Annotated in this window: 24 protein-coding genes; 8 read left to right on the forward strand and 16 right to left on the reverse strand. The window is 44.0% G+C overall.

Annotation, left to right across the window (positions count from 1 at the left end; all coding sequences use genetic code 11):
• Positions 1-149: 149 nt before the first annotated feature.
• The 11 genes from rpsQ to rpsJ all read right to left on the reverse strand — a co-directional run bounded on the left by rpsQ (position 150) and on the right by rpsJ (position 5,941).
• Entirely contained in the window at positions 150-407 is a 258-nt protein-coding gene (gene rpsQ, locus PLE34_RS07825; RefSeq protein ID WP_324555624.1) for a 30S ribosomal protein S17, read from the reverse strand.
• 5 nt (positions 408-412) lie between these two features.
• Entirely contained in the window at positions 413-619 is a 207-nt protein-coding gene (rpmC, locus tag PLE34_RS07830; protein WP_324555626.1) for a 50S ribosomal protein L29, read from the reverse strand.
• 40 nt (positions 620-659) lie between these two features.
• Entirely contained in the window at positions 660-1,082 is a 423-nt protein-coding gene (gene rplP, locus PLE34_RS07835) for a 50S ribosomal protein L16 (protein WP_324555628.1), read from the reverse strand.
• 78 nt (positions 1,083-1,160) lie between these two features.
• Positions 1,161-1,970: a 30S ribosomal protein S3 gene (gene rpsC, locus PLE34_RS07840; protein ID WP_324555630.1), complete on the reverse strand. Its 810-nt coding sequence runs from the start codon at positions 1,968-1,970 to the stop codon at positions 1,161-1,163.
• Positions 1,971-1,995: 25 nt separating this feature from the next.
• Positions 1,996-2,337, reverse strand: coding sequence for a 50S ribosomal protein L22 (gene rplV / locus PLE34_RS07845; RefSeq protein ID WP_324555632.1), 342 nt, complete (start codon positions 2,335-2,337; stop codon positions 1,996-1,998).
• A gap of 39 nt (positions 2,338-2,376) precedes the next feature.
• Entirely contained in the window at positions 2,377-2,649 is a 273-nt protein-coding gene (rpsS, locus tag PLE34_RS07850; protein ID WP_324555634.1) for a 30S ribosomal protein S19, read from the reverse strand.
• 50 nt (positions 2,650-2,699) lie between these two features.
• Entirely contained in the window at positions 2,700-3,536 is an 837-nt protein-coding gene (rplB, locus tag PLE34_RS07855; protein ID WP_324555636.1) for a 50S ribosomal protein L2, read from the reverse strand.
• 65 nt (positions 3,537-3,601) lie between these two features.
• A complete protein-coding gene (gene rplW / locus PLE34_RS07860) occupies positions 3,602-3,901 on the reverse strand; it encodes a 50S ribosomal protein L23 (RefSeq protein WP_324555638.1) in 300 nt (99 codons plus the stop codon).
• A 90-nt stretch (positions 3,902-3,991) separates the two neighbouring features.
• Complete coding sequence (gene rplD, locus PLE34_RS07865; RefSeq protein ID WP_324555639.1) at positions 3,992-4,633, reverse strand: 50S ribosomal protein L4; 642 nt, start codon at positions 4,631-4,633, stop codon at positions 3,992-3,994.
• A gap of 50 nt (positions 4,634-4,683) precedes the next feature.
• Positions 4,684-5,304 carry a 50S ribosomal protein L3 gene (gene rplC / locus PLE34_RS07870; protein ID WP_324555640.1) on the reverse strand — a complete coding sequence of 207 codons (621 nt, stop codon included), beginning with the start codon at positions 5,302-5,304 and terminating at the stop codon, positions 4,684-4,686.
• A 331-nt stretch (positions 5,305-5,635) separates the two neighbouring features.
• A complete protein-coding gene (gene rpsJ, locus PLE34_RS07875) occupies positions 5,636-5,941 on the reverse strand; it encodes a 30S ribosomal protein S10 (RefSeq protein WP_324555642.1) in 306 nt (101 codons plus the stop codon).
• Positions 5,942-6,179: 238 nt separating this feature from the next.
• Between rpsJ and PLE34_RS07880 the strand changes: the two genes are divergently transcribed.
• Positions 6,180-6,683: an ORF6N domain-containing protein gene (locus PLE34_RS07880; RefSeq protein ID WP_324555644.1), complete on the forward strand. Its 504-nt coding sequence runs from the start codon at positions 6,180-6,182 to the stop codon at positions 6,681-6,683.
• A gap of 56 nt (positions 6,684-6,739) precedes the next feature.
• On the opposite strand, the gene PLE34_RS07885 is transcribed toward PLE34_RS07880, so the two are convergent.
• The 3 genes from PLE34_RS07885 to PLE34_RS07895 all read right to left on the reverse strand — a co-directional run bounded on the left by PLE34_RS07885 (position 6,740) and on the right by PLE34_RS07895 (position 11,718).
• Complete coding sequence (locus tag PLE34_RS07885; protein ID WP_324555645.1) at positions 6,740-7,273, reverse strand: DUF6691 family protein; 534 nt, start codon at positions 7,271-7,273, stop codon at positions 6,740-6,742.
• A 46-nt stretch (positions 7,274-7,319) separates the two neighbouring features.
• Complete coding sequence (locus PLE34_RS07890; RefSeq protein WP_324555647.1) at positions 7,320-7,883, reverse strand: YeeE/YedE family protein; 564 nt, start codon at positions 7,881-7,883, stop codon at positions 7,320-7,322.
• 256 nt (positions 7,884-8,139) lie between these two features.
• Positions 8,140-11,718 carry a VCBS repeat-containing protein gene (locus tag PLE34_RS07895; RefSeq protein ID WP_324555649.1) on the reverse strand — a complete coding sequence of 1,193 codons (3,579 nt, stop codon included), beginning with the start codon at positions 11,716-11,718 and terminating at the stop codon, positions 8,140-8,142.
• Positions 11,719-12,085: 367 nt separating this feature from the next.
• On the opposite strand from PLE34_RS07895, the gene PLE34_RS07900 reads away from it, so the two are divergent.
• The 5 genes from PLE34_RS07900 (at position 12,086) to PLE34_RS07920 (ending at position 21,064) form a co-directional block, all read left to right on the forward strand.
• Positions 12,086-12,715, forward strand: a complete 630-nt coding sequence (locus PLE34_RS07900) for an RNA polymerase sigma factor (protein ID WP_324555651.1) — start codon at positions 12,086-12,088, stop codon at positions 12,713-12,715.
• Between the two features lie 74 nt (positions 12,716-12,789).
• Positions 12,790-13,926, forward strand: a complete 1,137-nt coding sequence (locus PLE34_RS07905; RefSeq protein WP_324555653.1) for a FecR family protein — start codon at positions 12,790-12,792, stop codon at positions 13,924-13,926.
• A gap of 127 nt (positions 13,927-14,053) precedes the next feature.
• Positions 14,054-17,638, forward strand: a complete 3,585-nt coding sequence (locus tag PLE34_RS07910) for a TonB-dependent receptor (protein ID WP_324555655.1) — start codon at positions 14,054-14,056, stop codon at positions 17,636-17,638.
• 18 nt (positions 17,639-17,656) lie between these two features.
• Entirely contained in the window at positions 17,657-19,171 is a 1,515-nt protein-coding gene (locus PLE34_RS07915) for a RagB/SusD family nutrient uptake outer membrane protein (protein WP_324555657.1), read from the forward strand.
• A gap of 210 nt (positions 19,172-19,381) precedes the next feature.
• Positions 19,382-21,064 (forward strand): glycoside hydrolase, encoded by a 1,683-nt coding sequence (locus PLE34_RS07920; RefSeq protein WP_324555660.1) that lies wholly within the window; start codon positions 19,382-19,384, stop codon positions 21,062-21,064.
• Between the two features lie 51 nt (positions 21,065-21,115).
• Here PLE34_RS07920 and PLE34_RS07925 read toward each other — a convergent pair whose 3' ends face one another.
• Positions 21,116-21,964 carry a polysaccharide deacetylase family protein gene (locus PLE34_RS07925; RefSeq protein WP_324555662.1) on the reverse strand — a complete coding sequence of 283 codons (849 nt, stop codon included), beginning with the start codon at positions 21,962-21,964 and terminating at the stop codon, positions 21,116-21,118.
• Positions 21,965-22,056: 92 nt separating this feature from the next.
• Positions 22,057-22,425, reverse strand: a complete 369-nt coding sequence (locus PLE34_RS07930) for a hypothetical protein (RefSeq protein WP_324555664.1) — start codon at positions 22,423-22,425, stop codon at positions 22,057-22,059.
• Positions 22,426-22,689: 264 nt separating this feature from the next.
• Between PLE34_RS07930 and PLE34_RS07935 the strand changes: the two genes are divergently transcribed.
• Both PLE34_RS07935 and PLE34_RS07940 read left to right on the forward strand, forming a co-directional pair.
• Entirely contained in the window at positions 22,690-24,981 is a 2,292-nt protein-coding gene (locus PLE34_RS07935; protein WP_324555666.1) for a hypothetical protein, read from the forward strand.
• 490 nt (positions 24,982-25,471) lie between these two features.
• On the forward strand, positions 25,472-26,083 hold the full coding sequence (locus PLE34_RS07940; protein ID WP_324555668.1) for a hypothetical protein: 612 nt from the start codon (positions 25,472-25,474) through the stop codon (positions 26,081-26,083).
• Positions 26,084-26,294 lie beyond the last annotated feature (211 nt).

Genomic DNA, 26,294 nt, shown 5'->3' on the forward strand with positions numbered 1-26,294 from the left:
TCTTGCTGAATCATCTTTTTAGTTATTTGAAATTTGATATTTGAAATTTGAAATTTGGTACGATGTTGAGATGATGATAAAATCAAAGCATCTCAAACCTTCCTGCCGGCCGGCAGGTCTCAAATCAGAAATCTCAAATCAGAAATATATTACTTCGCCTTTTCTACCACCTCAACCAGGCGCCAGTGCTTTGTTTTACTCAGCGGACGGGCTTCCATGATCTTCACCGTATCGCCAATACCGCACTCGTTCTTTTCATCATGAGCATGGAATTTGGTGGTTTTCTTTACAAACTTACCATAGATGGGGTGTTTTACCTTTCTTTCAATTTCAACCGTAACTGTTTTTTCCATCCTGTTACTGGTTACCACCCCAATCTTTGTTTTACGCAAATTTCTTTCAGCCATCTTATTTAGCTTTTAGCTTTTTTCTTTAATTCAGTTCTTAACCTTGCAATATCCCTTCTAACCGATTGTATGGTCATGGGATTCTCCAGGGGAGAAGTAGCATGAGCGAATTTCAATTTCTTCAGGCGTATCTCATCTTCACTGATACGCGCCTGCAAATCCGCTTCACTCATCGTTTCCAGGCTATTTAAAAAATCAACTTTCTTTGACATTGCTATTCGGTTTGAATATTTAAAACTTTAGCTGCTGCGTTTATTGTCCGGCATAGTCACGACGGATAATAAACTGGGTTTTGATCGGCAATTTTGCGGCAGCCAGTTCCATTGCCTCTTTTGCCACCTGAACCGGAACGCCATCGGCCTCAAAAATGATACGGCCCGGTTCCACCACTGCTGCCCAAAACTCAGGGTTACCTTTACCTTTACCCATCCTCACTTCCGCAGGCTTACGCGTAATAGGCTTGTCGGGGAAAATACGTATCCACACATTCCCTTCACGCTTCATGGCACGTGTCATGGCCTGGCGGGCAGATTCTATCTGGCGGTTATTGAGCCAGATGGGTTCCAGTGCTTTCAGTGCAAATGAACCAAAAGATATGGTTGCTCCCCGCTTCGCCACCTGCCTGATCCGTCCTTTCTGCGCTTTTCTGTGTTTTGTTCTCTTCGGCTGTAACATTATATTACAATTTGAAAATTTTGAATATTTACTTGATTTTCCTTATGCCTCTCTACCCTATACCTTTCCTCCCTGCATCTATCTCCTGTCGCCTCTTCCGCCACCGCGTCTGTCTCCGCCGCCACCTCTTCTGTCATCGCGCCTGTCGCCTCCTCCTCTTCTATCTCCGCCGCCGCCACTTCTTCTGTCATCGCGCCTGTTGTCGCCAACTCCCACTTCACTTTTTCCGTCAATGATATTCGGGTTAAGATCGCGTTTTGTTAATACTTCACCTTTACAGATCCAAACTTTGATGCCTATTTTTCCATATACGGTTAAGGCAAACACGTTGGCATAATCAATTTCCATACGGAAAGTGTGTAATGGAACGCGTCCCTGCTTAATTTCTTCCGTACGGGCAATTTCAGCACCGCCCAACCGTCCGCTCACCTTTACCTTAATACCTTCGGCGCCCATGCGAAGCGCTGAAGCGATGGATAACTTAATAGCACGTTTATAGTTGATACGGTTTTCTATTTGCCGTGCAATGGTATCGCCCACTATATTGGCATCCAGTTCAGGGCGACGCACCTGCAGAATGTTGATCTGCACATCCTCCTTGCCGGTCAGTTTTTTCAACTCTTCCTTAATATGGTCTACTTCGCCGCCACCTTTACCAATGATAATACCGGGCTTGGAAGTATGTATAGTAACGATAAGCTTGTTAAGCGTACGTTCAATCACAATTTTAGAAATACCACCTTTATTGATACGGGCATTAAGGTAGGTTCTGATCCGGTTGTCTTCTATAAGCTTTTTGGAATAATCCCTCTTGTTACCATACCAGTTGCTTTCCCAGCCACGGATGATCCCTAACCTGTTACCAATTGGATTTGCTTTTTGACCCATGTTTATAATTTGAAAATTTTCATTTTTATTTCTGGTCTACAATCACGGTTACATGATTGCTGCGTTTGCGTACCCGGTAAGCTCTTCCCTGGGGCGCCGGCAGCATTCTTTTGAGCACTCTTCCGCCATCCACAAAAATCGTTTTTACTAACAGGTTGCTGTCTGCCGCGCTGGTGCCTTCATTTTTTTGCTCCCAATTGCTTACGGCGCTCCTCAATAATTTATAAAGAGGGGTTGAAGAATGCTGCGGATGATGCTCCAATATTGCCAAAGCCTTCTCTACATCCATACCACGTATAACATCAGCCAGCAAACGCATTTTGCGTGGCGATGTAGGATAGTTTTTGAGTTTAGCTACTGCTTCCATTTTTTATGTTTTCGGGTTCCCATAAGAGGGAACTATTATTTACGCTATTTTTTTGCTTGAGTGTCCTTTAAAGTTCCTGGTAGGCGCAAATTCACCTAACTTATGACCCACCATATACTCCGTTACATACACGGGTATGAACTTGTTGCCATTATGCACCGCAAAAGTATTGCCCACAAAATCGGGGGTAATAGTGGAACGCCGACTCCAGGTTTTGATTACACCTTTTTTAGCTGTGCCCTCGTTCATAGCCAGTACCTTTTTTTCGAGGTAATCTGCTACATAAGGACCTTTTTTAATTGAACGACCCATAATCTATATTTCAGATTTTAGATTTGTTGATTTCTGATTTATCTTATCACTTATTTCGCCAGCTTCTTTCCGTTTTTACGCTGAATGATCAGCTTATCTGAACCTTTTTGCTTGCGGGTTTTCAATCCTTTGGCATATTTACCGGTTCTTGATCTCGGATGCCCTCCGGACGCTCTTCCTTCACCACCACCCATCGGGTGATCTACAGGGTTCATAGCCACACCACGTACACGCGGACGAACGCCTTTCCAGCGGTTTACACCTGCCTTACCGGCTCTTTCCTGGCTATGATCACTGTTGCTTACCACACCTACGGTTGCATAACAATTGATCAGTATCTTCCTGAGCTCGCCACTGGGCATTTTTAACACGCCGTATTTTTCTTCCTTATTGCTCAGTTGCGCAGAAGATCCGGCGCTGCGTACCAGCTTCCCTCCCTGTCCGGGTTGCAGTTCAATATTATGTACGTTTGTACCCAGGGGCATATACTTCAACTGCAATGCATTTCCTACCTCGGGCGCTACACTGTCGCCGCTTATGATCACAGCACCCACCTGCAATCCCTGCGGTGCAATGATGTATCTTTTTTCGCCGTCGGCATAATGCAGCAGGGCAATAAAAGCAGTACGGTTAGGATCGTACTCAACAGACGCCACAGTTGCTTTGATATCCTTTTTATCTCTCTTAAAATCTACGATACGGTATTTCTGCTTGTGTCCGCCACCAATATAGCGCATGGCGCGGCGTCCCTGGAAATTACGTCCTCCTGTTCTTGATTTTGCTTCCAGCAAACTTTTTTCAGGTGTATCTGTAGTAATTTCGGCATATCCGTTCCCAATTCTCCAGCGGGTGCCCGCTGTCATTGGTTTGTATTTTCTTACTGCCATTGTTATTTCTTTTTATCGCGAACTTTTCAGCTTCGCCAGCTTTAATAATGTAATATCCGTTTGACCTATAATGTACTGTACAGATCAATATTTTCTCCTTCGGCCACTGTTACATATGCCTTTTTGTAAGCAGGCTTGCGTCCCGAAATAACACCTGCCTTCGTAAATCTCGATTTGCTTTTACTTGGAACAACAACCGTATTTACATTGGTCACGCTGATGCCATAAAATTCTTCCACTGCCTTTTTTATTTCAAGTTTATTAGCCCTGCGTCCTACCTTAAAAGCGTATATATTCCTTTTTTCAGTAAGCTTATTGCTTTTTTCGCTTATGATCGGCTTAACAAGTACATCTGCAAGTTTCATCTTTGTTAATTTGAAAATTTGAAAATTTGAAAATTTGAAAATTCATCTACTCCTTTGATCTTAACCAGCTTTTCAAAATTTCTCTTATGCTTATGCTTCTGCTACTGCTGCTTCCTCTTCAGAAAATATTTTAGCCGCATTTTCTGTAAGCACCAGCACATCACTGTTCACAATATCATACGTATTTATATCAGCCAGCAACACGCCTAACACCGTAGGCATATTACGAAAGCTTAACTGTACATTCTCATTATAACCGGGTAATACGAATAAGGTCCTTTTCTTATCCAGATTAAGACTTTTAATTACACCGGCTGCTGCTTTGGTTTTAGGTGTATCTAAAGCAAAATCTTCAATAACTACAATGGCATTTTCTTTTGCCTTATAAGAAAGGGCCGATATTTTAGCCAGGTCTTTTACTTTACGGTTCAGCTTAATGTCGTAGCCATGTGGCTTGGGTCCGAATATGGTACCGCCACCTTTATATAAAGGGTTGCGGATATTGCCTTTACGTGCGCCGCCTGTACCTTTCTGACGATGCAGCTTGCGGCTGGATCCTTTAACTTCGGCACGGGTTTTAACCTTGTGCGTTCCCTGGCGCTGTGCGGCCAGGAACTGCTTTACAGCGAGGTAGATGACATGATCGTTTGGCTCAATTCCAAAAATTTCATCAGGCAGTTCTGCTGTGCGGCCTGTTTTCTCACCTGCTTTATTTAAAATATCTACTTGCATTGTATAAAATATTTTGCCGGTACACAGTTACCTGTGTACCGGCAGTGACTTTACTTTTGAATTAATACAATTGAACCATTATACCCCGGAACAGCTCCGCTTACCAGCAGGTAGTTTTTATCGGGGAACATTTTCACCACTTTTAATCCTTTCACTTTCACCCTGTCGCCCCCCATACGGCCTGCCATACGCATACCTTTAAATACGCGCGATGCATCGGAAGAGTTACCAATGGAACCAGGTGCTCTCTGTCGGTCGTGCTGCCCGTGCGATTGTTCACCTACGCCATGAAATCCGTGACGTTTAACCACACCCTGGAAACCTTTACCTTTTGTGGTGCCTATTACTTCCACTTTATCGCCTTCGGCGAAAATGTCGAGCGTAACCGTTTCACCAATATTTTTTTCAATAGAAAAATCGCGGAATTCTTTTACGAACTTTTTAGCGGGAGTATTTGATTTGGCGTAGTGACCAGCTTCTGCTTTTATAGTATGCTTTTCCGTTTTATCGCCAAAACCCAACTGAACTGAACTGTAGCCGTCGGTTTCTTTTGTTTTAACCTGCGTAACCACGCAGGGACCAGCTTCAATAATAGTAACGGCAGTTTGCGTGCCGTCGGCAGGATTGAAGATGCTGGTCATCCCGATTTTTTTACCAATAATACCTTTCATTGTTTTGTTTTTATACCCGTTAGGTTAAAGAGACAGACCGGATCGTATAATATCCAATGCTTCAATCCCCGTTTGCCGCCGACCTTTTCCCGTATTTCCCACTTGTGAAAGAGGAAGTACCAGCGGTAAACTAACCTCGAAGGGCTAGTTCATATTTAATTCTCCAAAAACCGGAAATCATAAGCTGGTTATGACCAAACGGGCTTTACCCCTTTTGCTTCCGGCAATCCAGCGCTGCTTTTTTTTGGTTTCCCGCAATTGGCAGATGGAATATATAGTAAGAACTAAGTTGCTTCATTTTTCTCCCGCCTTTGCGGGGGATGATCAAAAATTACGCTTTGATCTCTACATCCACACCACTGGGCAGGTCTAACTTGCTCAGCGCATCCACGGTACGGGAAGAGGAAGTGTAAATATCCAGCAAACGCTTATGCGTGGAAAGCTGGAACTGTTCACGACTCTTCTTGTTTACATGAGGCGAACGCAATACCGTAAATATTTTTTTGTGTGTAGGTAAAGGAATAGGTCCTGTTACCACAGCACCGGTACTGCGCACAGTTTTAACGATCTTTTCGGCAGATTTATCTACCAGATTGTGATCGTAGCTCTGTAATTTTATTCTGATTCTTTGAGACATACCGTAAACTACCCGTTTTGATTTTGGGAGTGCAAAGGTATGTGCCTTATTGTTTATTGCCAAATAGTTGGGAAAGAAAATTAAAAAATGTTTCAGGGTGCCGCAAGCTGCCGCCTGCAGGGGGTCATTTCAGGAGGTTTACACGGGTAAATCTTCACTTCCCTTTTTTAGTTTACCCGTAATTATATATTTTATTATTTTTAGATAAGTAATTATTGCTCAACCTGAAAAACACACTATGGATATCACCATCATCCAGCAAAAGATATATGAAATAAGAGGTGAAAAAGTAATGCTCGATTTTGACCTGGCGAACCTGTATGGAATAGAAACTAAAGTTCTTAATCAGTCTGTCAGGCGCAATCCCGGAAGATTCCCACCCGATTTTATGTTTCAACTCACCCCAACTGAATGGAACGGTTTGAGGTCACAAATTGTGACCTCAAACCGGGGAGGAAGGCGATATCTGCCCAATGCATTTACTGAACACGGCGTTACTATGCTGGCAAGTGTGCTGAAAAGTGATACAGCCGTGAAAATCAATGTAGCTATTGTACGGGCGTTCATAGCTTTGCGGCAAATGGCGCACCAGTATAAAGAACTGGCCGAAAAGCTGGCTGAGATAGAGCAAAGCAGCAACAAAAAGTTTAAAGATATATACCAGGCACTTCATTTCCTTCTGAACAAAAAAGAACAGGAGGAGGACTTCAGCAAACGGGAAAGGATTGGCTTCAGGAAATAATAAACTGAATTTTGGATATTCGGAAATGAAAACCCGTTTGTTATTGTTTATGTGGTTTAATGTGGCAACCTGTTCATAAAACGGCCATATACCCAGGTTCCGGCCACTGCGCTTAATAAGGTTATTATAATTACGGTAGCCCCGGTTCCAATTTGCGCATACAGGGGTCCGGGGCAGGCGCCGGTAACAGCCCAGCCTAATCCGAAGATCAGCCCGCCATAAATTTGCCCTTTATGAAAGCGCTTGGGCTCTAAGTGAATTTTTTCTCCTTCTATTGACCTGGCATTGTATTTTTTGATCAGCGCCACACTGATCATACCTATTACCACCGCCGAGCCAATAACGCCATACATGTGAAAGCTTTGCAGCTTAAACATTTCCTGTATCCTGAACCAGGAAACGATTTCGGCTTTCACAAATACGATCCCGAAAAAAATGCCCAGTAAGCCATACTTAACATTAGAAACAAGCGGCCTGTCGAGAGTGCTTTCATTTACGCACATGGCATTTTGCGAACGCACTTCATAATCTGTGTTTCCCAAATCTATTTTTAAAGCGGAGGTTTCAGCTTTCTTTTCTTTAACCAGCATATCTGAGTTTGTAGTTTGTAGTTTATAGTTTTTGGTTTGTAGTTTATTATAACTGCAAAATATAGGGAAGAATAAGCCAGGTCATCACAAAGCCGCCTGTCATAAAGCAACAGGTAGCTACGAGCGAGGGCCATTGCAGGTTGCTCAGCCCCATAATAGCATGGCCGCTGGTGCAGCCCCCGGCATAACGTGTACCAAAGCCCACCATAAAACCGCCAACAACAATCATAATAAAGCCGCGCAGGGTAAATAATTCCTGCCAGGAAAAAAGATCAGGGGGTACAATCCCGTTATAATCCGTTACGCCATAAGCCGCCAGTTCTTCCGCCAGATGAGGGTGCACCTGTACCGGCGCAGGGTTGGCCAGCCATTGTGCCGCCACTATACCTCCGAGTAAAATACCACCTACAAAAAACAGGTTCCAGGCCTCCTTCTTCCAGTCGTACCTGAAAAACGGAATTTTGGCGGGAATGCAAATGGCGCAGATATGCCGCAGGGAGGAAGATATACCGAAGGTTTTGTTGCCAAGCAGCAGCAAAGCGGGTACCGTCAGTCCTATCAGGGGTCCGGCTACATACCATGGCCAGGGTTGTTTAAGCCATTCAAGCATAATTGTAATTATTTATGATGCAATTTACGCAATAACATGTTTCATGTTGCAGGGTGCAGGGTGCAGGGAGAATCCGTTTCAATGTTGAGTTTATCGTTTATTGTTTGTGGTTTATCGTTTGTGGTATTTCGCTTCGGATTTCGGGTTTCCGGCTTCGGATTTGAATTTTATCCGCCCCGGCGGACAGGCCTGCATGCCGGTAGGCAAGTTTGTTTTTTGTGATTTGTCTTTTGGTGCTTTGTGCCTGAGAGGCGCGTTATTGAATCAGCCTGCATTGCCCTTCCCGATCAAAAAATGCTATACTTTCCATGGCTTCATTCATGGCAATGAACCGTGCAGACTGGGAAAGAAAAGAATCGCCATACGAAAATTCCACTTTGCGGCTTTTGCCGTTTTTGAGATGAACAATGACATACAGCTCGCCTGGCTGCAAAGCGATCAGGCGGTTATCTTTCTTTTGCCTGAAAATTTTTAACAGGTTTTGGTTTTGAGAGGCGGCAAGCAGGTAATGGCTACCGGCCTGCCTCAGGCGAACCAGGGCCTTACCATCACCCGGAATAAAAATACCGCTTTGCAGTATGGTTTGGGCGCTGAAATTCCCATTGCCATCACCCAGCAGCACCAGTCCGTTCAATGCATCGTAACGCCCTGTTGATACTTCCGTTCCAAAATCATTGCCATTCATTACCACATCCAGGTTACCATCGCCGTTAAAATCATCCGCCACCATACCATACAGGGGCGCCAGTTGTGCCTGTGCCGGCAGCGGATGGCATTCAAATTTACCGTTGCCCATGTTCTTTATAAAGCAGCTTTTCATATTATTCGCTTCCAGTACCAGGGCGTCCTGTAATTCTTCTTTCGTAAACATGTCGTGAACAGTGGCTTTTCCAAAACTTTTATAGGTAATGAAACGCTTTTTCAAGCCCGGCAACTGCTCCATCATTTCATCGCGGTTTTGCGCAGGAAATTCTTTCCGTATTCCCTGCTCATCTTTTAAATATACAGTGGTAATAATATCATATCCTCCATTTTTATCAAAGTCCTTTCCATAAATACGCACAGGATGAGCTGCACCTGCGCGGTAAAAGGAATTTTCCCCAAGGTTACCGGCCATATAATCCATATCGCCATCGTTATCAAAATCGCCGGCTACCAGGCTGCTCCACCAGCCTTTGTGCTGCTCAATGCCACTATCCGTTAACCGTTTAAATTTCCCCCGGTTGTTCTTTAAAAATACCAGTGGCATCCACTCCCCGGCAATAACCAGGTCTTCCCATCCGTCGTTATCAAAATCTGTCCATAAGGCATCGCAAACCAAACCGATATCAATAAGGGCATGGGCTACCTCCCCGGTTACATCCGTAAATTTAACAGTACCAGGCCCGGAGTCGTTCCGCAAAATAATGCTGCTCACCGGCTGCGGGTATTTTCCGGGCAGTACCCGCCCACCAATAAACAGGTCAAGATCACCATCATGGTCATAATCGGCCGCCTTTACACAACTCTTGCTTGAATAATTGACCGGGATAACATCTTCCGCTATGGTAAACTTTCCGTTGCCCTGGTTGATATAGAAACGATCCTGGTAGTTTTTAGTATCGGGTGTAAACTCGCTGCTGCCGCTTGCCATGTATATATCCAGATCGCCATCATTATCGGCATCAAATAAAAGCATACCCATTGTTTCAGGCTTTCTTGCATCGGGGACCGTTGCGGCAGGAAGGATATGTTTTAGGAATGTCCCGTTGGGCTGCTGTGCCAGCACTGCCGGATCCATTACCGTGTTACCGCCAATTACAATAGCATCCAATCCGTTACCATATACATCACCCGCGGCTAATGGCGGGCCGTACTGTGAAAGCTTATGCGGCAGCAGACGCTGATAATTAAAATCTACAAAATCCACTTCACCATGACGATAATGTATTCCTGATTCATTTGTTATATCAGTGAACAAATGATCACGTGCTATGCGATCTGCCGGCGGCGTATAAGGCGCTGCATCCCGTATATTAACTTCCAGCACCTGGTTTGCGGCAATTTGTTTTAGGATTTGTTTGTACCCGCCGGGCCAGCTAACAACCAGTGAATCTATAACCGCGGTTTTCCCCAGTCCAAAATGTGCTATATCATTCACTGTGGAAAGATAGCCCCGGTAAGGGGTATTTTCATATACCTGTTTGTGGCCGTTATTATAATAAATTGCCGCTATTGCTCCCAGTCCGTTCCTGTTCTTTTCACCGCCTTTGAATTTCACCTGCAAAAAATTCGCACTTATACGTGTTTTTCCGTTGAGCGTATTTTCATATACCGAGGCTTTTTCATTGATATTGTTTATTACATAATCCAGGTCGCCATCGCTGTCGAGATCAACATATACCGCGCCGCTTGAAAAGCCGGGTTCATCCAAGCCCCACTGCCCGGTAACATTTTCAAATTGCAGTCCATTGGTATTCCGGAATACGTAATTGGCAATCTTAATTTGCGGTATCTGATCAATGAGCTGCTGCCTGGTGGTGGAGGGTGAAGCCTTTTGCCTGTATGCGCTAAAATCATGGTCTGTAACATCGCGCGGATAACCGTTGGTGATAATGATATCCCTGTACCCGTCGTTGTCAAAATCGGCTAAGGAGGGGTTCCAGCTCCAGTCTGTTTCCGCCACACCGGCATAAAAACCAATCTCGCTGAATACCGGTTCTCCAATCGTATCATTATTGCCTATAGAAGGTCCCTGGTTGAGCTGCAGGGTATTACGAACATATTGAAGCGCATAATGACCGCTTCTCATTTGCTGATACAAAAAATAATTAGCGCTACCCATATTTTTTTTCTTCCTGAAATTATCTTCCGGGTTCATATCAACCGTAATAACATCTGCCAGCCCGTCGTTGTTGATATCCGCTATATCCGTTCCCATGGCATTCTGCGAGGTGTGCTTAAAATACCGGTCGCGCATATTGGTAAATGTGCCGTTCTTATTGTTAATATACAATTCATCATTAGAGAGAAAATCATTGGCTACATAAATATCCTTCCACCCGTCGTTATTTATATCCGCCACAGCCAGCCCCAGTGCAAACCCGTGGGCGCCTATGCCTGCATCCGCAGTAATATCTGTAAATACAGGATGCTGCACTGCCCCGTTCCAGTCGTTACGAAAAAGCTTATCATAATCATCCCTAAGGGTATCGCCTGTATTATCATTAAAAAAAAGAGCGCTGTTTCGCCCGGCAAGCCTGGTATTGGCAAGATACATATCAAGGTCTCCGTCATTATCGAAATCAAAAAAAGCGGCATGAACGGCGTAGGCCGTATCTGCCAGCCCATAGCTTTCTGCCATTTCCTTAAACACGGGTATATTGTTCGCGTTCAATCCCTGGTTGATGTATAAAAGATTTTTTCTTTTCATCGGGTCTTTCTTAATCGTTGCGCAAACATAAATATCCTTCCACCCGTCGTTATTTATATCCACTACAGATGCCGCGTTACTCCATATACCCTCTCCTGCAACACCCGCTGTTTCCGTAATGTCGCTGAAACGGAGATCACCTTCATTAAGATATAACTTATTGAAAGTGGTGCTGGCGGTAAAGTATAAATCAGGTAATCCATCGTTATTAAAATCCCCTGCAGCCACACCACCGCCATTGTACAGGTATTCAAGATCAATGGGATTGATGGAGTCATTTTCAATAACAATGTTATTAAAATGAATACCCGACCGGGCAGCCGGAATTTTTTTTAACATTTTCTGTTCCTGTCTGCAGGCGGATAGCAATATAGAGAATGCGCCGGCAGCTAAAAATAAAAAGACAAGATTTCTATAAGCCATATCAGCGTAATTTTTACTTACCAGTAAAAAGGGTTCCGGTTTTTTCTTTACCCTGCTTTTTTATTTTTAATTGAAGGGGAACAGCTCATTATGTAATATGGATTTAAGAAAGACTTATGCACAAGTAATACACGATCCGTTATGGTAGCTGATTGAACCAGGTGTGCAGACGATGGGATATGATTTACAGCGCAACACATTACAAGTACCCCTGCCTATACAATCAACTCCGGTAAGCGGGGTTTAGAACCGGAGGTTTTCATTTCTTATTGGCATCATAATAATAAGTTATAATATTTGAGAATAGTTTTTTAATTTAACTGCCAGAAAAACCGTAATAAAGTTTTTTTTAATTCGCGGTTCCTCAATGCTTATGCCCGCCAAAACAAGCCATATTCAAAGCTGGATACAACTGCAAAAAGGCAACAAACAGGCCCTCCTGGAAATATATACCCAGCATTATATAGGCTTAATGAACTATGGCATCAAGCTTACCGGCCGGCGCGATATGACCCGGGATTGCATTACACAAATATTATTGCGTTTATGGGATAACCGTTCCAAACTGCCTTGTATAGAAAACGTGCGTTCTTACCTGCTTACCAGTTTGCGCCGCGAATTAATAGCGGAAATAAAAATGGAAGGCAACCGGTCATTAAAAAACCGCTTGTTTGGTGAAAGCATCCAAACAACCGAAGCGCCCTATGAAGAATATATCGTTCAGTTGCAGCACAACAGGGAACTAAAGGAAAAGCTGATGAATGCCATTGGGCAATTAACCCAAAGAGAAAAGGAATTGCTAAAGCTGAAATTCTTTGAAGACCTTGATTATGATGAAATTGCAGCCAAATGTAACATCACCAAAAGAACAGCGTACAATATCATCCACCAGGCGTTGAAATCTCTCCGGCTCATTTTAGTATCTACTCCTCCCGGGAACCTTATACCAGACTATGCATTGTTAGGATATCTTTTCTTCTTCTTCCTGCCCCAATAATTTTCATTTTAAAAAAACGGCATTTTTATAGTAAAATTCCGTTGGCGCTGCTTCTATAGTAAAAACCAGCGTTCATGAATTATACAACGTTCGAGGCGGAAGATTTCATATTGGATGAGTCATTTCAAAACTATTGCCTGGGCACCCAGGAGGAGGACGTTATTTTTTGGGAAGAATGGATAAAGAAAAACCAACATAAGTCAGTTACTGTTAACCAGGCTAAAGACCTCTATCTTTCCTTTATTGGCAGTCACACGGGCGAAACATTTGCTGCCGACAGAAAAGCCTTTCAATTAATTGCTGAAGAACATTTTTCAAATGAAACGGCAGAACCCCTTACCAGTCAACCTGATTTCCGGAAGCCACCTGCTGCCAGAAAAATGTGGCTGTACGCTACAACTGTTGCCGCAACAATTGCCGGCATTCTTTTTTTGGCTACCCGTAAATATGAAGTCCCGTTTGAAAACCATAAGCAGGAAGCACAGTTAAAGTACAACAGCACCGAAGTAAGCAAGGCAGGTGAAAGAAAATCAATTCAGCTACCCGATGGCAGCAAAGTAATGCTTAATGCAGGCAGCACTATTCATATTGCCGGAGATTTCAATACTGCCAGCCGTGAGCTTACCCTGGTTGGCGAAGCTTTTTTTGATGTGGTACGCGATACCGGAAGACCCTTCATCATTCATACCAGCACCATGGATATAAAAGTGCTGGGAACCGTTTTTAATGTGCGGGCTTACCCCGGCGATAAAACATCAGAAACATCCCTGCTGAAAGGATCGGTAGAAGTGACCGTGCGGAATAAGGAAAAGAAAAAAATATACCTGCATCCCAATGAAAAGATCATCCTGCCTAACATCTCCGATGTACCTCCTGTAAAGAATAGTAAAGTAACGGATAAGGCAACGGCTACTGAAAATTTTAAAATAACAGGGCTCACTTACAATACAACGGATAGTACATTAACGGAAGTATCATGGACGGAGAATCGCCTTGCGTTTAATGATAATAGTTTTGAAACCATTGCAGCAGAGCTGGAGCGCTGGTATAATATTACCATCAGCTTTACTGATGAAAAAGTAAAAGAGTACAGGTTTACGGCAACATTTAATCAGAAAAATATAGAACAGGTGCTGCAGGCGCTGCAATTATCAAGATATTTTAAATACACTATAGCGGAAAACAATAATATTATTATCAGCAAAAATTAAGAAAAGCGAAAAATGAAGGTATAAGAACAAAGGAGAAATGTTGACGCATTCCCCCTTTGAAAGTTTTTGAGGTAAGCTCTTATAACGGTTAGCTTACCTCATTTGTAAACTTAAACATGGTAAAAATATGAAAAAAAGGCTACAAAGCCGGACGCTTGCCTGCGTATCCGTGCTCACGAAAATTGTATTGCTTATGAAACTGGCTGTGATCATTATGCTGTCTACCTGCCTGCAGGTTTCCGCAAACAGCTATTCGCAGGAAACCAAACTAACACTTGACCTTAAGAAGGTTACGATCAGCAGCGTGTTGAGAACGATTGAACGCAAAACGGATTATAAATTCGTGTATTCCAGCAACTTTTTCCCATCAGAATTAAAGGTAGACGTGCGCGTAAAGAATACGCCGGTACCGGAAATCTTAGTATTAATCCTTGAAAAAACCGGTTTCACTTTCAAAAAAATAGACGATGACCTGATTGTTATTACAAGCAGCCAGCCGGTACTGAACCAAATTACAGTTAAAGGCAGGGTTACAGATGCCAATAACACACCGCTGCAGGGCATAACGGTAGCTGTGGAAAACAGCAACGTACAAACCGCTACAAACAGCAGGGGCGAGTTTGTGATCAATGCACCCGAAAATGGCGTCCTGATCTTTACTTCCGTGGGATACATTACAGAAAGGGTAGCCATAAACAACCAGCAGGAAATTACCGTTGTGCTTACAGCTACCACCAGGGGTTTGGATGAAGTGGTGGTAATAGGCTACGGACAGCGAAAGAAGAAAGACGTTACCGGAGCACTGTCTACCATTTCTTCCAAAGACATTGCCAAAAGCACGGCTATGACCCCCGAATTGGCCCTCCAGGGTAATGCTCCCGGGGTTTTTGTGGAATCGGGCGGCGGCGAGCCCAATGCCCGGCCTAAAGTACGTATAAGGGGCGTAAATACATTCGGCTATGCGGAACCCCTGTACGTGGTAGACGGTATTCCTATTTACGAAGGCGGCGCAGGAGCAACAGAAGGCGCCATAGGAGATATAAGATCCCCCATCAATATCTTTTCAAAAATAAACGCCGCCGATATTGAATCCATTTCGGTGTTAAAGGACGCCTCTGCCGCTGCTATTTACGGTGTACGCGCTTCTAATGGTGTAATTCTCATTACCACCAAAAAAGGCAAATCAGGCAAACCCAAAATAGAATTTTCAGCTTCTTATGTTATGCAAAATATAGCGAAAACTATTCCCCTCCTGAATACCCAGCAGTATATGGGATTGGTGAAGGAAGCATATAATAATAATCCCGATGCGGGAGTTTCGTTCGGACAAAAATTTGGCCCATTATATACGGAAGGCGATCCTGCCTATATTGGCAATGGAGCTACCTACGACTGGGTGGATGAATTAAAAAATAAAAACGCGCCCATCCAGGATTATAATGCACGTGTATCGGGTGGAACGGAAAGCTTCAATTATTACTTCTCCGCAGGATATCAAAAAACGGAAAGCCCGTTAAAAGCCAATAATATGGAGCGGTATTCGGTTGCATTAAATATTGACTCCCGCATCTCAAAATATATAGAGGCAGGCATGACGGTGAGGCTGATCCAGCAAAGAGGATTAACCAATACGCAGGCAGACCTGGGCACCATGATGTCTACCATACCCTTTCAACCCTTTTATGATGCCGCCGGGCCTTATGGTTTTGTGCCGGTAACAGCAGGCAGCTTTGAGCCAAACCCCGATTACGACCCTAATTTACTGAATCCCGGAGCGCCATACAATTTCGTTAGCGGGGATCCCCGGTTGTTGTGGGGTCAGCAAACAAGATATAACGTTTTTGCTTTTCAGCATTTGAACAGCACAAAGTATGAATTGTACGATATTATCGGGAATGCATTTGTGCAAATAGAACCACTTACGGGACTTAAAATAAAGGGCGCCCTTGGTGGTGAATATTATTTTAACCTGCGCAGATCATGGGGAAATTATGATGAATGGATGTTTTCACAAACACCGGGTAACCCCTACGCCGGCCAGGATGGCAATGCAAAAGGAAGATACGGCGAAAGACAGGGCCGCACCCATAATCTTAATAAGGAGCTGACTGTTAATTATAATCATACTTTTTTCAATGATCATAATATAGATGTGCTTTTAGGCGCCTCAGAACAATTTGGCAGATGGTATACTACAGACCTGAGCGGCAATGTTAACTACTCCGATCCCCAGTACAGAAGCATCGCCAACATTCCCCCTTACACCCAGGGATTCGCCAATATTATTCAGGAAGACGCGCTGATCGGTTATTACGGAAGGCTAAGCTATAAATATAAAGATAAATATTACGTAGATGGCACCATACGTAAAGACGGGTCATCGAGATTAGCGCCCGGGCATAAATGGGATCAGTTTGCATCTTTTGCCCTTGCATGGCGTATTAGCGCAGAAGGCTTTTTTCCTGTAACTACTTTTATCAATGATTTAAAAATCAGGGGTGGCTGGGGTAAATTAGGCAACTATCAGTCTGCAGCCTATTATGCTTTTCTTTCTACCATATCGCTCACACCGGACTATCCGGTTGGTTCCGGAAACGGAGATGGCTACGGCACCCAGCTACAGGGGGCGGCCTTACCTAATTTTGCCAATACTACCCTTACCTGGGAAAAATTAAAAACAACAAGTATCGGCTTAGACGCGATGCTTTTTAACAACCAGGTAAGCTTTACAGCAGAATACTACAATAAATCAACGTATGATATTATTCAGTCTGTATCGCTACCGCCCAATACAGGCATACAGGCTCCTGCCGACCTCAACATAGGTGAGGTAAGAAATACAGGTCTCGAATTCCAGTTGGGTTATAATACCAGCTTCGGACCTGTAGGATTTAATGCTTCGGCAAATTTAACTACTGTAAAAAACAGGGTAACCAAACTATATGGCGGTAATCCTCTGGGCGGTGAAACCAACAGAATTGAGGAAGGATACTCCATGTTCTATTTGTGGGGATATAAAACCGGAGGTGTTTTTCAAACACAGTCAGAAATTGATGCCTGGCGCCAGAACTATGCAGATGTGAACGTTGGACAGGATCCCGGTAATGCAACCGCAGGATATGTATACAAGCCCGGCGACGCCTATTTCCAGGATGTATATGGAAATCCCAAAGACCAAACCGAACGGTACAGCCAAACACCGGATGGACGGGTTAACGGTAATGACCGTACTTACCTGGGTAAAACCATTCCGGGCTATTATTATGGCTTTAACATAGGCGCCAGCTTTAAAGGATTGGACATTAGTATATTTTTCCAGGGTATTGGCGATGTTCAAAAATATAACAGCGTAAAGGCAGGCATGGAAGCTATGAGCGGACTTGCCAATCAGTGGGCTACTACACTGAACAGGTGGACCCCCGACAACCCTTCTGCTACCATGCCAAGGGCTGTATACGGCGATCCTGCACAGGCGCTGAGGTACTCCGACCGGTTTGTGGAAAATGCAGGATACCTGCGCTTAAAGAATATACAACTGGGTTATGCTTTGCCGGCAGCACTCTTAAACAGGGCAGGATTCATACAAAGCATCCGGCTATATGCCGCAGCCATCAACCTGTTTACCATTACAAATTATACAGGCCTTGATCCGGAAAATGATTTTATTCCGCCTACCCGGCAGGTACAGTTTGGTATTAATGCCAGTTTCTAATTCTAAAATCTTTACATAATGAAAGTCTTTATAAAAAAAATATCAGCGCTGGTAGTCATCTCAGCTATCGCGTCATTCTATTCGGGATGCAACCGGTCGCACCTCGATCTTTTACCACACGGACCTACTGAGGAGTCATACTTTACCGAAGAGAATGATTTCGCCAAAGGTGTGCTTGGCGTGTATGCCAAAATAAATGATGTATACTGGTACAGGGGTAACCCCTACATGTGCACGATGCCTATGTACCTGCTTCCGGGTGACGATATTACTACTAATGAAGCAAATGAAGAGTTTGAGATTTTCGGAAGCCTGCAACCCAGCACGGAAAGGGTAACCTATTTTTATACGGTATGGTACCAGCTTATTGCAAGGGCAAACACATTGCTGGAAAAGATAGAAGGAGAAAATGGTGTATACCAAACACCCAACCTTAAGAACTACAATAAAGGGGAGGCTTTGTTTTTACGCGGATACGCATTCTATAACCTGTGGAACTATTTTGGCACTGCCCCGTTAACTATTGAGCGAGTTAAAACCTCAGAACAGTTTACACCACCCGGCACAACCGGCACGCAATTACTTGACCAGGCAATACTGGATTTTACAGAAGCCGCTTCGCTATTACCACCCTCATGGGATGCCGCTAACAGGGGACGTGTTACAAAAAATTCAGCATTTGGCATGATGGGGAAATCGCTCGTATTCAGGGCCTCCGCTACAAATAATACATCTGATTATACCGCCGCTATTTCCGCATTGAACAGCATTTCCGGCGCAGGGCTTACCGCCGATTTCACCGACAACTTTGCCTGGGATACAGAGAATAACGGGGAATCTTTATTTGAATACCAGGCAACACAGGCTTTCGCCTTAGATAACGTATGGCTTGAAAATGATTTTGATAATGCCGTGGGCAATCTTTCCGTTTTTTACAGCTTTTACAGCGTAGGCAATGGCAATATATGGGACAAGTCGCCATTTTATGCCACCACAAAATTGGTAAACGCATTTGAACCGGACGACCCAAGAAGAGATCTGACTTTAAATGCCGCCACACACGAAGTAAAAAAATATGTAACCCGGGATAAACTGAACCAGGTTAGCGTGGGCTCGGTAAATAACCCAAGGATACTTCGTTATGCCGATGTGTTGCTGTTAAAAGCAGAAGCTACGCTTCAATCCGGGGGATCAGCAGCAGAAGCGATCGGGTACATTAATGAAGTAAGAACAAGAGCCCGGAGCATGGTTGCCGGTGGCACCATACCCGCCAATTATGCAACTGCAGAAACAGATAAGACAAAAATCATGAACTGGATAATGAATGAAAGGCTTATTGAGCTTGCAGGTGAGGGACAACGATGGTTCGATATCAGGAGGTGGCAGATGCAGGGTATTATTACACTGGATAATGCTTTCTTCAGCTCTAATACATCCACCATGTCTTTTCAGTTGCCAAAGCATTTATTGTTCCCTATACCCAGCAGCGAAATTGATGTAAATCCAAACGTTCCGCAAAATGCAGGTTATTAGTGTTAAGTAAAACAAATTATGTCTGTATATTATCGTGAAAAGTGAGAGGTGAAAGACGTGTTTCACTTCTTATGCCAGCCTGCCGGATGGCAGGTTTCGCGTTTGACACAGCACCGGCATTTCCTGCTGCATTTCATAAAATATGTACATCAACGGGGCTGTATTAAATCCTTTTTGACGCAGCCCTGTTTATTTTATTATTACACTAACATGAAAGCCTGCCTGCTCTACAGTATTTTGTTCCTTTTTTATTTGCCGGCGCCGGCCTGTTCAAAAAAAGCAGGCGCTCATGCTGCCAATTATTCTCCCTCCGCTCATATCAGGTCAAATCTTGTTAAGGTCAATCCCTTCACTTATCATTTTGAGGTAGATGCCAGTGACCATGAATTTGACCGCCTTACTTATACCTGGGATTTTGGAGAAGGTACAACCAGACAGGGTAACGCTAAGGAAACCTTTTCTTATGACGACGGGAAAACCTATATTATTAAAGTAACAGTAAGTGACGGGAAATCGGAGCCTGTTGAAGTAAGGGATACCATCAATACTCATGTAGTTACCATTACGGCAGTCAACACCACTACATTCCAGGTAATGGAAGGGTTTGGCGGATTTGGACTGCAAAGGGAAGGCTGGTCACCGGGACCTTTTACAAGCGCCGCATTTGTGAACACATTGATCAATGATTTAGGACTTACCATCCTGAGAATAAATATTCCTTCCAATTTTGAAGTTGAAAACGATAATGATAATCCTTTCGTTACCGACCTTACAAAATTTAATATCAACAACAATACTCCCGGTCATGATGATAAGCTGGCCGACCATATTCAGTATCTCAAAGACATGAAAGCTGCGGGGCTGCAGAAAGTAATTGCTTCTGTGTGGACACCGCCCATATGGATGAAATACAATAACAAAGTGGGCAATGGCACTACCAATCAAAATGCCGCCCCGCCTTATACAACTAATCCCAACGCCAATACCAACCAGTTAAAAACAGATATGTACGATGAGTTTGCCGAGTATTGCGTTGCGTATATTAAAACCATCAAACAGCTTACCGGCATTGATATCTATGCGTTGAGTATACAGAACGAACCCCGTTTTTCGCAATTCTACACTTCCTGTGTATACAACGGCGAAGCCATGCGCGATGTACTAAAGGTGGTGGGTAAGCGCTTTAACGATGAAAATATAGCTGCAAAGCTGTTTGTGCCTGAAGATGTGGGATGGTTTGATGGCATTAAAAGCTTAGTAGAACCCATACTGGCAGATGCGGGCTCGCGTAAATATGTGGATATGCTGGCGGTGCATGGTTACGCAACCGATGGCGTTAACCCCGGTTCGGCAGATGCCAAAACCTGGGAAGACATGTATAATTGGGGCGTACCATATAATCTTCCTTTATGGATGACTGAAACCTCCGGCTATGAAAACAACATGAACGGCGCCATTGCGCTCAGCAAAGCGATGTATGTCGCTTTACGCTATGGACATGTTTCGGCATGGCTGTTCTGGTCGCTCAGCACTACACAGTTAGATGCCTATTCGCTAATGAGCGCAGCGGGAGAAAAGAGTAAAAGATATTACGTTTCTAAAAATTTTTACAGCTATGTACGCCCGGGATCCCAACGTTTTAAAATCAGTTCGGATGATGAACGCCTGCTTCCGCTGGCATTTACTAATGCTAACGAACAATCTAACACAATCGTTATCATTAATGATGATACAACCGGCAAGCCAGTGCGTTTGGCCGGAACCGGGCTGGCAAACGAATATTCAATTTTTGTTACCAGCGCCGAAGATGATTGCAAAGCGACGGGAACCACGGATTCAAAAGATGTAGTATTGGTTCCTGCGAAAAGCGTTGTAACCCTGTACAAAAAATAGAACCGATGCCTGCAGACGGATCCTGCATGGAACTGCCGCCCGAAATAAAAGTTACTCGGTAGCCAAGTCTTTATAGCTGATCAATTGTATCTTTTTCTTTTTGATCAATGCTATGATCTCAGCATCTGTCCATATATCCACTACACCCTGGCGGTCGGTAGCTACATCTTCGTAACCAATATGATGTATGGCCCGCATTTCCGGTGTATCAAATGCGGGATGGTCTACAAATAGATACGTATTGCCGGGTTCCAGTGTTTGCAGCATAGCAATGAAAGCCTTCTTCTTTTCCGCTGCTGTTTTGCTCTGCCATTTATAGCTTACCCCTTTTACGGCTTTTTCCGAAGGATCAATATCAATCTTATATTCCTTTGCCAGCTTTTTAGTGAGCGCAGTTACATCTTCATTCATGTGCGTGCAACCCATATGTCCTGAAACATGACTGATGCGTGGTATCTTTTTTATAGCGAGCTCTATCTGCGCCCTGAACTCTTTCTCTACATCCTCAAGCGTCCACTTATGCTGTAACAAGGCCCTGTTGGGATAATTTTTATTGGGCCATATCATGGGATAAAAATATCCATCAGCATCTTTAAGACTTGGGCAATCTGATACCGGTCGCCATTTTACATTATCCCATTCACTGGTTAATGTAAGATGGATGCCCACATCCACGCCCGGATTTTCCTTCAGCAAGGCTACGGCTTCGGGGAACCAGGGAGAAGGAACCAGCACTTCAACAGAACGTACGATGCCTTCTTTGTATGTTTTGATAGCTGCTGCATTGCCACTGTGCGAAAATCCCATATCATCTCCACGTACTATTAACCGTGGAGGATGCTGCGCATGAAGCATCATGCTGCTGCATGCAAAAGCGATCATAAGCAGGCTGTATCTCATACAGGCGAAGTTTAGCTTAAAGCTACGTAAATTAGTTAAATCCTCCCTCTCAGCAGGCTTGAGTGTTTCGCCAACACAAATAGTGAAAGGAATTAAATTGGTTGGGTTGTCAGCGACTCAATACGCTGCCTTATTCCGGTAAATGTTTTCTTGATATTATCATGCTGTTCACGGAAGGATTCGGTACGTTGATTATTCCACGGCTGATCAACAGTATTGTGTTTGAGTCTTGAAGCGAGTTCCATTTTGTCAAGATGCATTTCATTGCGTAAGGCATCTATGTCTTCCCGAAGGTTTGTAAGCGATGCATTAATTGTTAGCAACGGATCTTTTTCCAGGTAAGAAACCAACTCCTGGAAATAATCTTTCAGAATCCTGATTTCATCTACCAGAAAATTTAATTCCGCAATCCACAAACGATATTGCAGATGAAGATTTAGTATTATAAACTGAGAGCGCATATGGCAATTGTCTTTTTTATGAACCTATAAGATACATATATTTTCATTACAATTTATTTTTGCGATAATGTCTTCACAGCCGGGCTATTATTGCACGAACGGGTGACCCTGTCGCATATTCAGCGCCGGGGTCTTCATAGCTGCCTGCAATGGTTACCGATGAAGACCATTGCGCGGCTTAAAATCCCTATTTTTACTGCCATCAATATCTTTTTAGAAAAAGTACAGGGCTTGCAAAGCAATAATATTTAAATACAACTGGTCATGATCAAAGTTTTCGTTCCGCTATTTTTTTTAACTGTTATAACATATACCGGGTTACCTGCGCAGGAACAGCTTCCTGCTGGCACGCATCCGCCGGCTATTGAATTCAAACACTTCCCCAACCGTATATATGCGCTGGTATGGCGCAACTGGAACCTCGTGGAACCTGCCCGTATTGCCCAAACCATAGGATGTGAAGCAAAAGACATTACTGCTATTGCCGCATCCATGGGCCTGCCCCCCGCGGAATCTGTGTCACCCGATTTTAAAAAGAGGATATACATTACCGTGATACGCAGGAACTGGCACCTGCTTCCCTACGATCAGTTACTCACCCTGCTGGATATGACGGCAGATGAACTGGAATTTGCGCTTAAGGAAGACGATTTTCTCTTCGTTAAATTAGGCAACCTTAAGCCAAATTGCGCAAAACTGGTATATACAAAGCCCGACAACAAAACGCTGGCACGGGCAAAGGAGATTAAACAACTGGTGCAAAAACATTTTAAAGCTTCCCTCGCCCGGCCAACCGTGCCCCGGTTTGCTTTTGTAAAGGACCTGCAATCAACAGATGGTTTGCCCAAAAAAGAAACTGCGCAGTATTCAAATGAAAACGGGTTGCGCTTCATCTATTCTTATTTCGGCATTTTCGGCGATCCTTTAATTGACACGCTTCATGATCCCTATCCCGATGGATTACTTTCCCGGTTGGCCGCCAAAGGTGTGAATGGCATATGGATGCACGTTGTACTCAATCAACTGGCGCCGGGTGGAAATGATTTTCCTGAATTTGGCGAAGGGCATCGTATACGTATTGCTAATTTGCGGCGTATTGCCCAAAGAGCAAAACGATATGGCATTTCGGTGTACCTGTACATGAATGAGCCCAGGGCTATGCCTTTATCTTTTTTCGAAAACAGGCCGGATATGATGGGTACACGGCAAGGTGCTTTTGCCGCCATGTGCACCAGCGACGAAAAAGTGCTCAACTGGATCAGCCATTCACTTGCGCATGTTTTTACACAGGTACCTGAGCTGGGTGGTGTATTTACCATCACCGCGTCTGAAAATTTCACCAATTGTGCATCGCATGGCAACCAGAAAGCCTGTCCGCGTTGCAGCCGGCGCAACTATGCGGATATTATTGCCGGGGTTAATGAAGCCATTGCCAACGGGGTGCATGCAGGCAATGCCGATGCAAAAGTTATTGCATGGGACTGGGGGTGGCACGGGCATGGCGATGCACCTGATGTTATTGCAAAATTGCCAAAGTCGGTATGGTTAATGTCTGTGAGTGAATGGGCAAAACCCATTGAACGGGGAGGCATCGCTTCACAGGTGGGCGAATATTCTATCTCCACAGTGGGCCCAGGCCCCCGTGCTGCAAGGCATTGGGCACTGGCAAAGCAGGCCGGTTTAAAAACGGTAGCCAAAGTGCAGTTCAACAATACCTGGGAACTATCTGCCGTGCCCTGGCTCCCGGTTTCTGATCTTATTGCCGAACATGCTTCCAATCTTGCCAAAATGGATACCGACGGGCTTATGCTGAGCTGGTCGCTGGGCGGCTATCCCTCACCCAACCTGGAGATAGCACAGGCTTTTGCTGAAGATCCTGCTGCTAAGCCCGAAACGGTGCTTAACGAACTGGCTGCTCAGCGTTACGGAACAACTGCCGCACCTTTTGCCCGGCAGGCCTGGACTGCATTCAGCAAAGCTTTCCGGGAATTTCCGTATAATGGCGGCGTGGTATACAATGCGCCACAGCAATACGGCCCCGCTAACTTATTGTTTGCTGAACCTACCGGGTACGCATCAACGATGGTAGGTTTTCCGTATGATGATCTTAAAGGTTGGCGGAGTATTTACCCGGCAGAAACATTTGCAGGGCAATTTGATAAAGTAGCCAGCGGCTGGAAAACAGGTCTTGAATTCTTTAAAAAAGTTATTGAAACTGCGGAACCCGGCAGACAGGCCATTGCAAAAGAAGACCTGGGTATAGCCAAAGCCGTCTGGCTGCATTTTGCATCGGTGGCCAACCAGGTACGGTTTGTTATGGCCAGGGATAGTATACAAAAGCATCATTTGGTGCCTGCCGGAAAGCAGGTCCAAATTAAAGCGATCAACAGCATTCTAAGCAATGAAATAACATTGGCCAAAGCGCTCTTTGAAATCACTCAATCCGATTCCCGCATCGGGTTTGAAGCTTCCAACCAGTATTACTATGTACCACAGGATTTAATAGAGAAAGTGATCAATTGTGAATTCATACGTTCGCAGTTGGGCTCCATGTAAATAACATTTTAGTATCAGAGCGTAGCTCGGAATCATAATTATAGACTTTGCAAAAGTTAACTGGTATTGGATTGTTCATTTCAAAATAATAACTATTAGCTTCGAAACCAATATAAGCTATCGAACTATTTTTTCTTTGTTACTTTTTGCGGAAAAAGTAACCAAAAGCCGCCGGAAAACGAATACCCCCCGTTTTCCGGATGGTTCCCTGATGTAGCTTTTGCGCTACTGTGGTTTCAACTACAGGAAGGCTACTGCAGGGATCTGGCTCAACATCCGCTCAAATTCAGTTTTTACTTGCTATAGAAGAGAGTAATAAATAAATTAACGATAAAAGTGAGAGGCAAAGCTGATAAAACCAATTGTCCAACAGAAATAGCGCTGTATAAATACTTTCACGACTTAACGCCTAACGCTACAACATTTTATAACTCAGAAGAAAGCAAATAAAGCCCGCGTTTGCAGCTATGACGTTTCTTATCTTTACCCCATGTTAGAATTACCTGTTACCATACGGATTCCGCTTCCCGACGAAATGCCTCACCGGCCCGATATAGAAGAACTATTGCTGAAAAGAAAAAAAGCGGAAATAACAGAAGGGTACAAAATAACACCCAATACTATTCGCCAGCTTTCTTATACTTTCCAGGCGGAGATCAATATTAACAACTCAAACTTATGGAATTTGATGCTGGCGCTGTTACACCTGCTGCCGGAAGAAATATGCTGTGAATACAGTTTAAATGAAGATGAAACAGTAACCACAGAATACTTTCCGCAGGCCTCGGTTCTGCAAAAGATCTCGCCTTACAGGCAGGAACTGACGCAGGATTGCTCCTTGCAACTGAGCCTGTATGCCCATACCATGAATGAACTTACAGAGCTTATTGTTACACCGGCAAAATACATCCGCTTTTCCGGAAGCAACAAAGAAAGTTTTTTACAATGCATGCGTAGTTTTAATCTTACAGAAATACCCGGCATTGCTTTTATAGATGAGTATCCCAAAATAGTGGAACCCTTACGGAAATTTATTTCAACCGCCAGGCGGCCGGAAGATGTGATATGGTCGCTTAACCGTGCCTTTGGTATAGAGGGATGATATTTAGATACGTTGTACTCCGGTTTTGTTGTCAGTATTTTTCCGGACCTAGTCCGGTAAGAACATAGCAGGTACGAAGTCGGAGACTTCATACAGCGTAATTTTCAGGACATGGTCAGGTAATAACATTGGGTTGTATTCCGTCGGCAGGAACAAAAGCTAAAACAATGAATCAGAAGTTTAAGAATGTTTCCCGTCTGCCCGTATTTCT

Origin of the sequence: Agriterribacter sp. (genome assembly GCF_035445465.1) — a bacterium.
Taxonomy (GTDB): domain Bacteria; phylum Bacteroidota; class Bacteroidia; order Chitinophagales; family Chitinophagaceae; genus Agriterribacter.

What these genes read in the sequence shown, in the direction of transcription:
- rpsQ (WP_324555624.1), bottom strand. Translation starts at nt 407, where the DNA reads ATGGCTGAAAGAAATTTGCGTAAAACAAAGATTGGGGTGGTAACCAGT.
- rpmC (WP_324555626.1), bottom strand. Translation starts at nt 619, where the DNA reads ATGTCAAAGAAAGTTGATTTTTTAAATAGCCTGGAAACGATGAGTGAA.
- rplP (WP_324555628.1), bottom strand. Translation starts at nt 1,082, where the DNA reads ATGTTACAGCCGAAGAGAACAAAACACAGAAAAGCGCAGAAAGGACGG.
- rpsC (WP_324555630.1), bottom strand. Translation starts at nt 1,970, where the DNA reads ATGGGTCAAAAAGCAAATCCAATTGGTAACAGGTTAGGGATCATCCGT.
- rplV (WP_324555632.1), bottom strand. Translation starts at nt 2,337, where the DNA reads ATGGAAGCAGTAGCTAAACTCAAAAACTATCCTACATCGCCACGCAAA.
- rpsS (WP_324555634.1), bottom strand. Translation starts at nt 2,649, where the DNA reads ATGGGTCGTTCAATTAAAAAAGGTCCTTATGTAGCAGATTACCTCGAA.
- rplB (WP_324555636.1), bottom strand. Translation starts at nt 3,536, where the DNA reads ATGGCAGTAAGAAAATACAAACCAATGACAGCGGGCACCCGCTGGAGA.
- rplW (WP_324555638.1), bottom strand. Translation starts at nt 3,901, where the DNA reads ATGAAACTTGCAGATGTACTTGTTAAGCCGATCATAAGCGAAAAAAGC.
- rplD (WP_324555639.1), bottom strand. Translation starts at nt 4,633, where the DNA reads ATGCAAGTAGATATTTTAAATAAAGCAGGTGAGAAAACAGGCCGCACA.
- rplC (WP_324555640.1), bottom strand. Translation starts at nt 5,304, where the DNA reads ATGAAAGGTATTATTGGTAAAAAAATCGGGATGACCAGCATCTTCAAT.
- rpsJ (WP_324555642.1), bottom strand. Translation starts at nt 5,941, where the DNA reads ATGTCTCAAAGAATCAGAATAAAATTACAGAGCTACGATCACAATCTG.
- PLE34_RS07880 (WP_324555644.1), top strand. Translation starts at nt 6,180, where the DNA reads ATGGATATCACCATCATCCAGCAAAAGATATATGAAATAAGAGGTGAA.
- PLE34_RS07885 (WP_324555645.1), bottom strand. Translation starts at nt 7,273, where the DNA reads ATGCTGGTTAAAGAAAAGAAAGCTGAAACCTCCGCTTTAAAAATAGAT.
- PLE34_RS07890 (WP_324555647.1), bottom strand. Translation starts at nt 7,883, where the DNA reads ATGCTTGAATGGCTTAAACAACCCTGGCCATGGTATGTAGCCGGACCC.
- PLE34_RS07895 (WP_324555649.1), bottom strand. Translation starts at nt 11,718, where the DNA reads ATGGCTTATAGAAATCTTGTCTTTTTATTTTTAGCTGCCGGCGCATTC.
- PLE34_RS07900 (WP_324555651.1), top strand. Translation starts at nt 12,086, where the DNA reads ATGCTTATGCCCGCCAAAACAAGCCATATTCAAAGCTGGATACAACTG.
- PLE34_RS07905 (WP_324555653.1), top strand. Translation starts at nt 12,790, where the DNA reads ATGAATTATACAACGTTCGAGGCGGAAGATTTCATATTGGATGAGTCA.
- PLE34_RS07910 (WP_324555655.1), top strand. Translation starts at nt 14,054, where the DNA reads ATGAAAAAAAGGCTACAAAGCCGGACGCTTGCCTGCGTATCCGTGCTC.
- PLE34_RS07915 (WP_324555657.1), top strand. Translation starts at nt 17,657, where the DNA reads ATGAAAGTCTTTATAAAAAAAATATCAGCGCTGGTAGTCATCTCAGCT.
- PLE34_RS07920 (WP_324555660.1), top strand. Translation starts at nt 19,382, where the DNA reads ATGAAAGCCTGCCTGCTCTACAGTATTTTGTTCCTTTTTTATTTGCCG.
- PLE34_RS07925 (WP_324555662.1), bottom strand. Translation starts at nt 21,964, where the DNA reads ATGAGATACAGCCTGCTTATGATCGCTTTTGCATGCAGCAGCATGATG.
- PLE34_RS07930 (WP_324555664.1), bottom strand. Translation starts at nt 22,425, where the DNA reads ATGCGCTCTCAGTTTATAATACTAAATCTTCATCTGCAATATCGTTTG.
- PLE34_RS07935 (WP_324555666.1), top strand. Translation starts at nt 22,690, where the DNA reads ATGATCAAAGTTTTCGTTCCGCTATTTTTTTTAACTGTTATAACATAT.
- PLE34_RS07940 (WP_324555668.1), top strand. Translation starts at nt 25,472, where the DNA reads ATGTTAGAATTACCTGTTACCATACGGATTCCGCTTCCCGACGAAATG.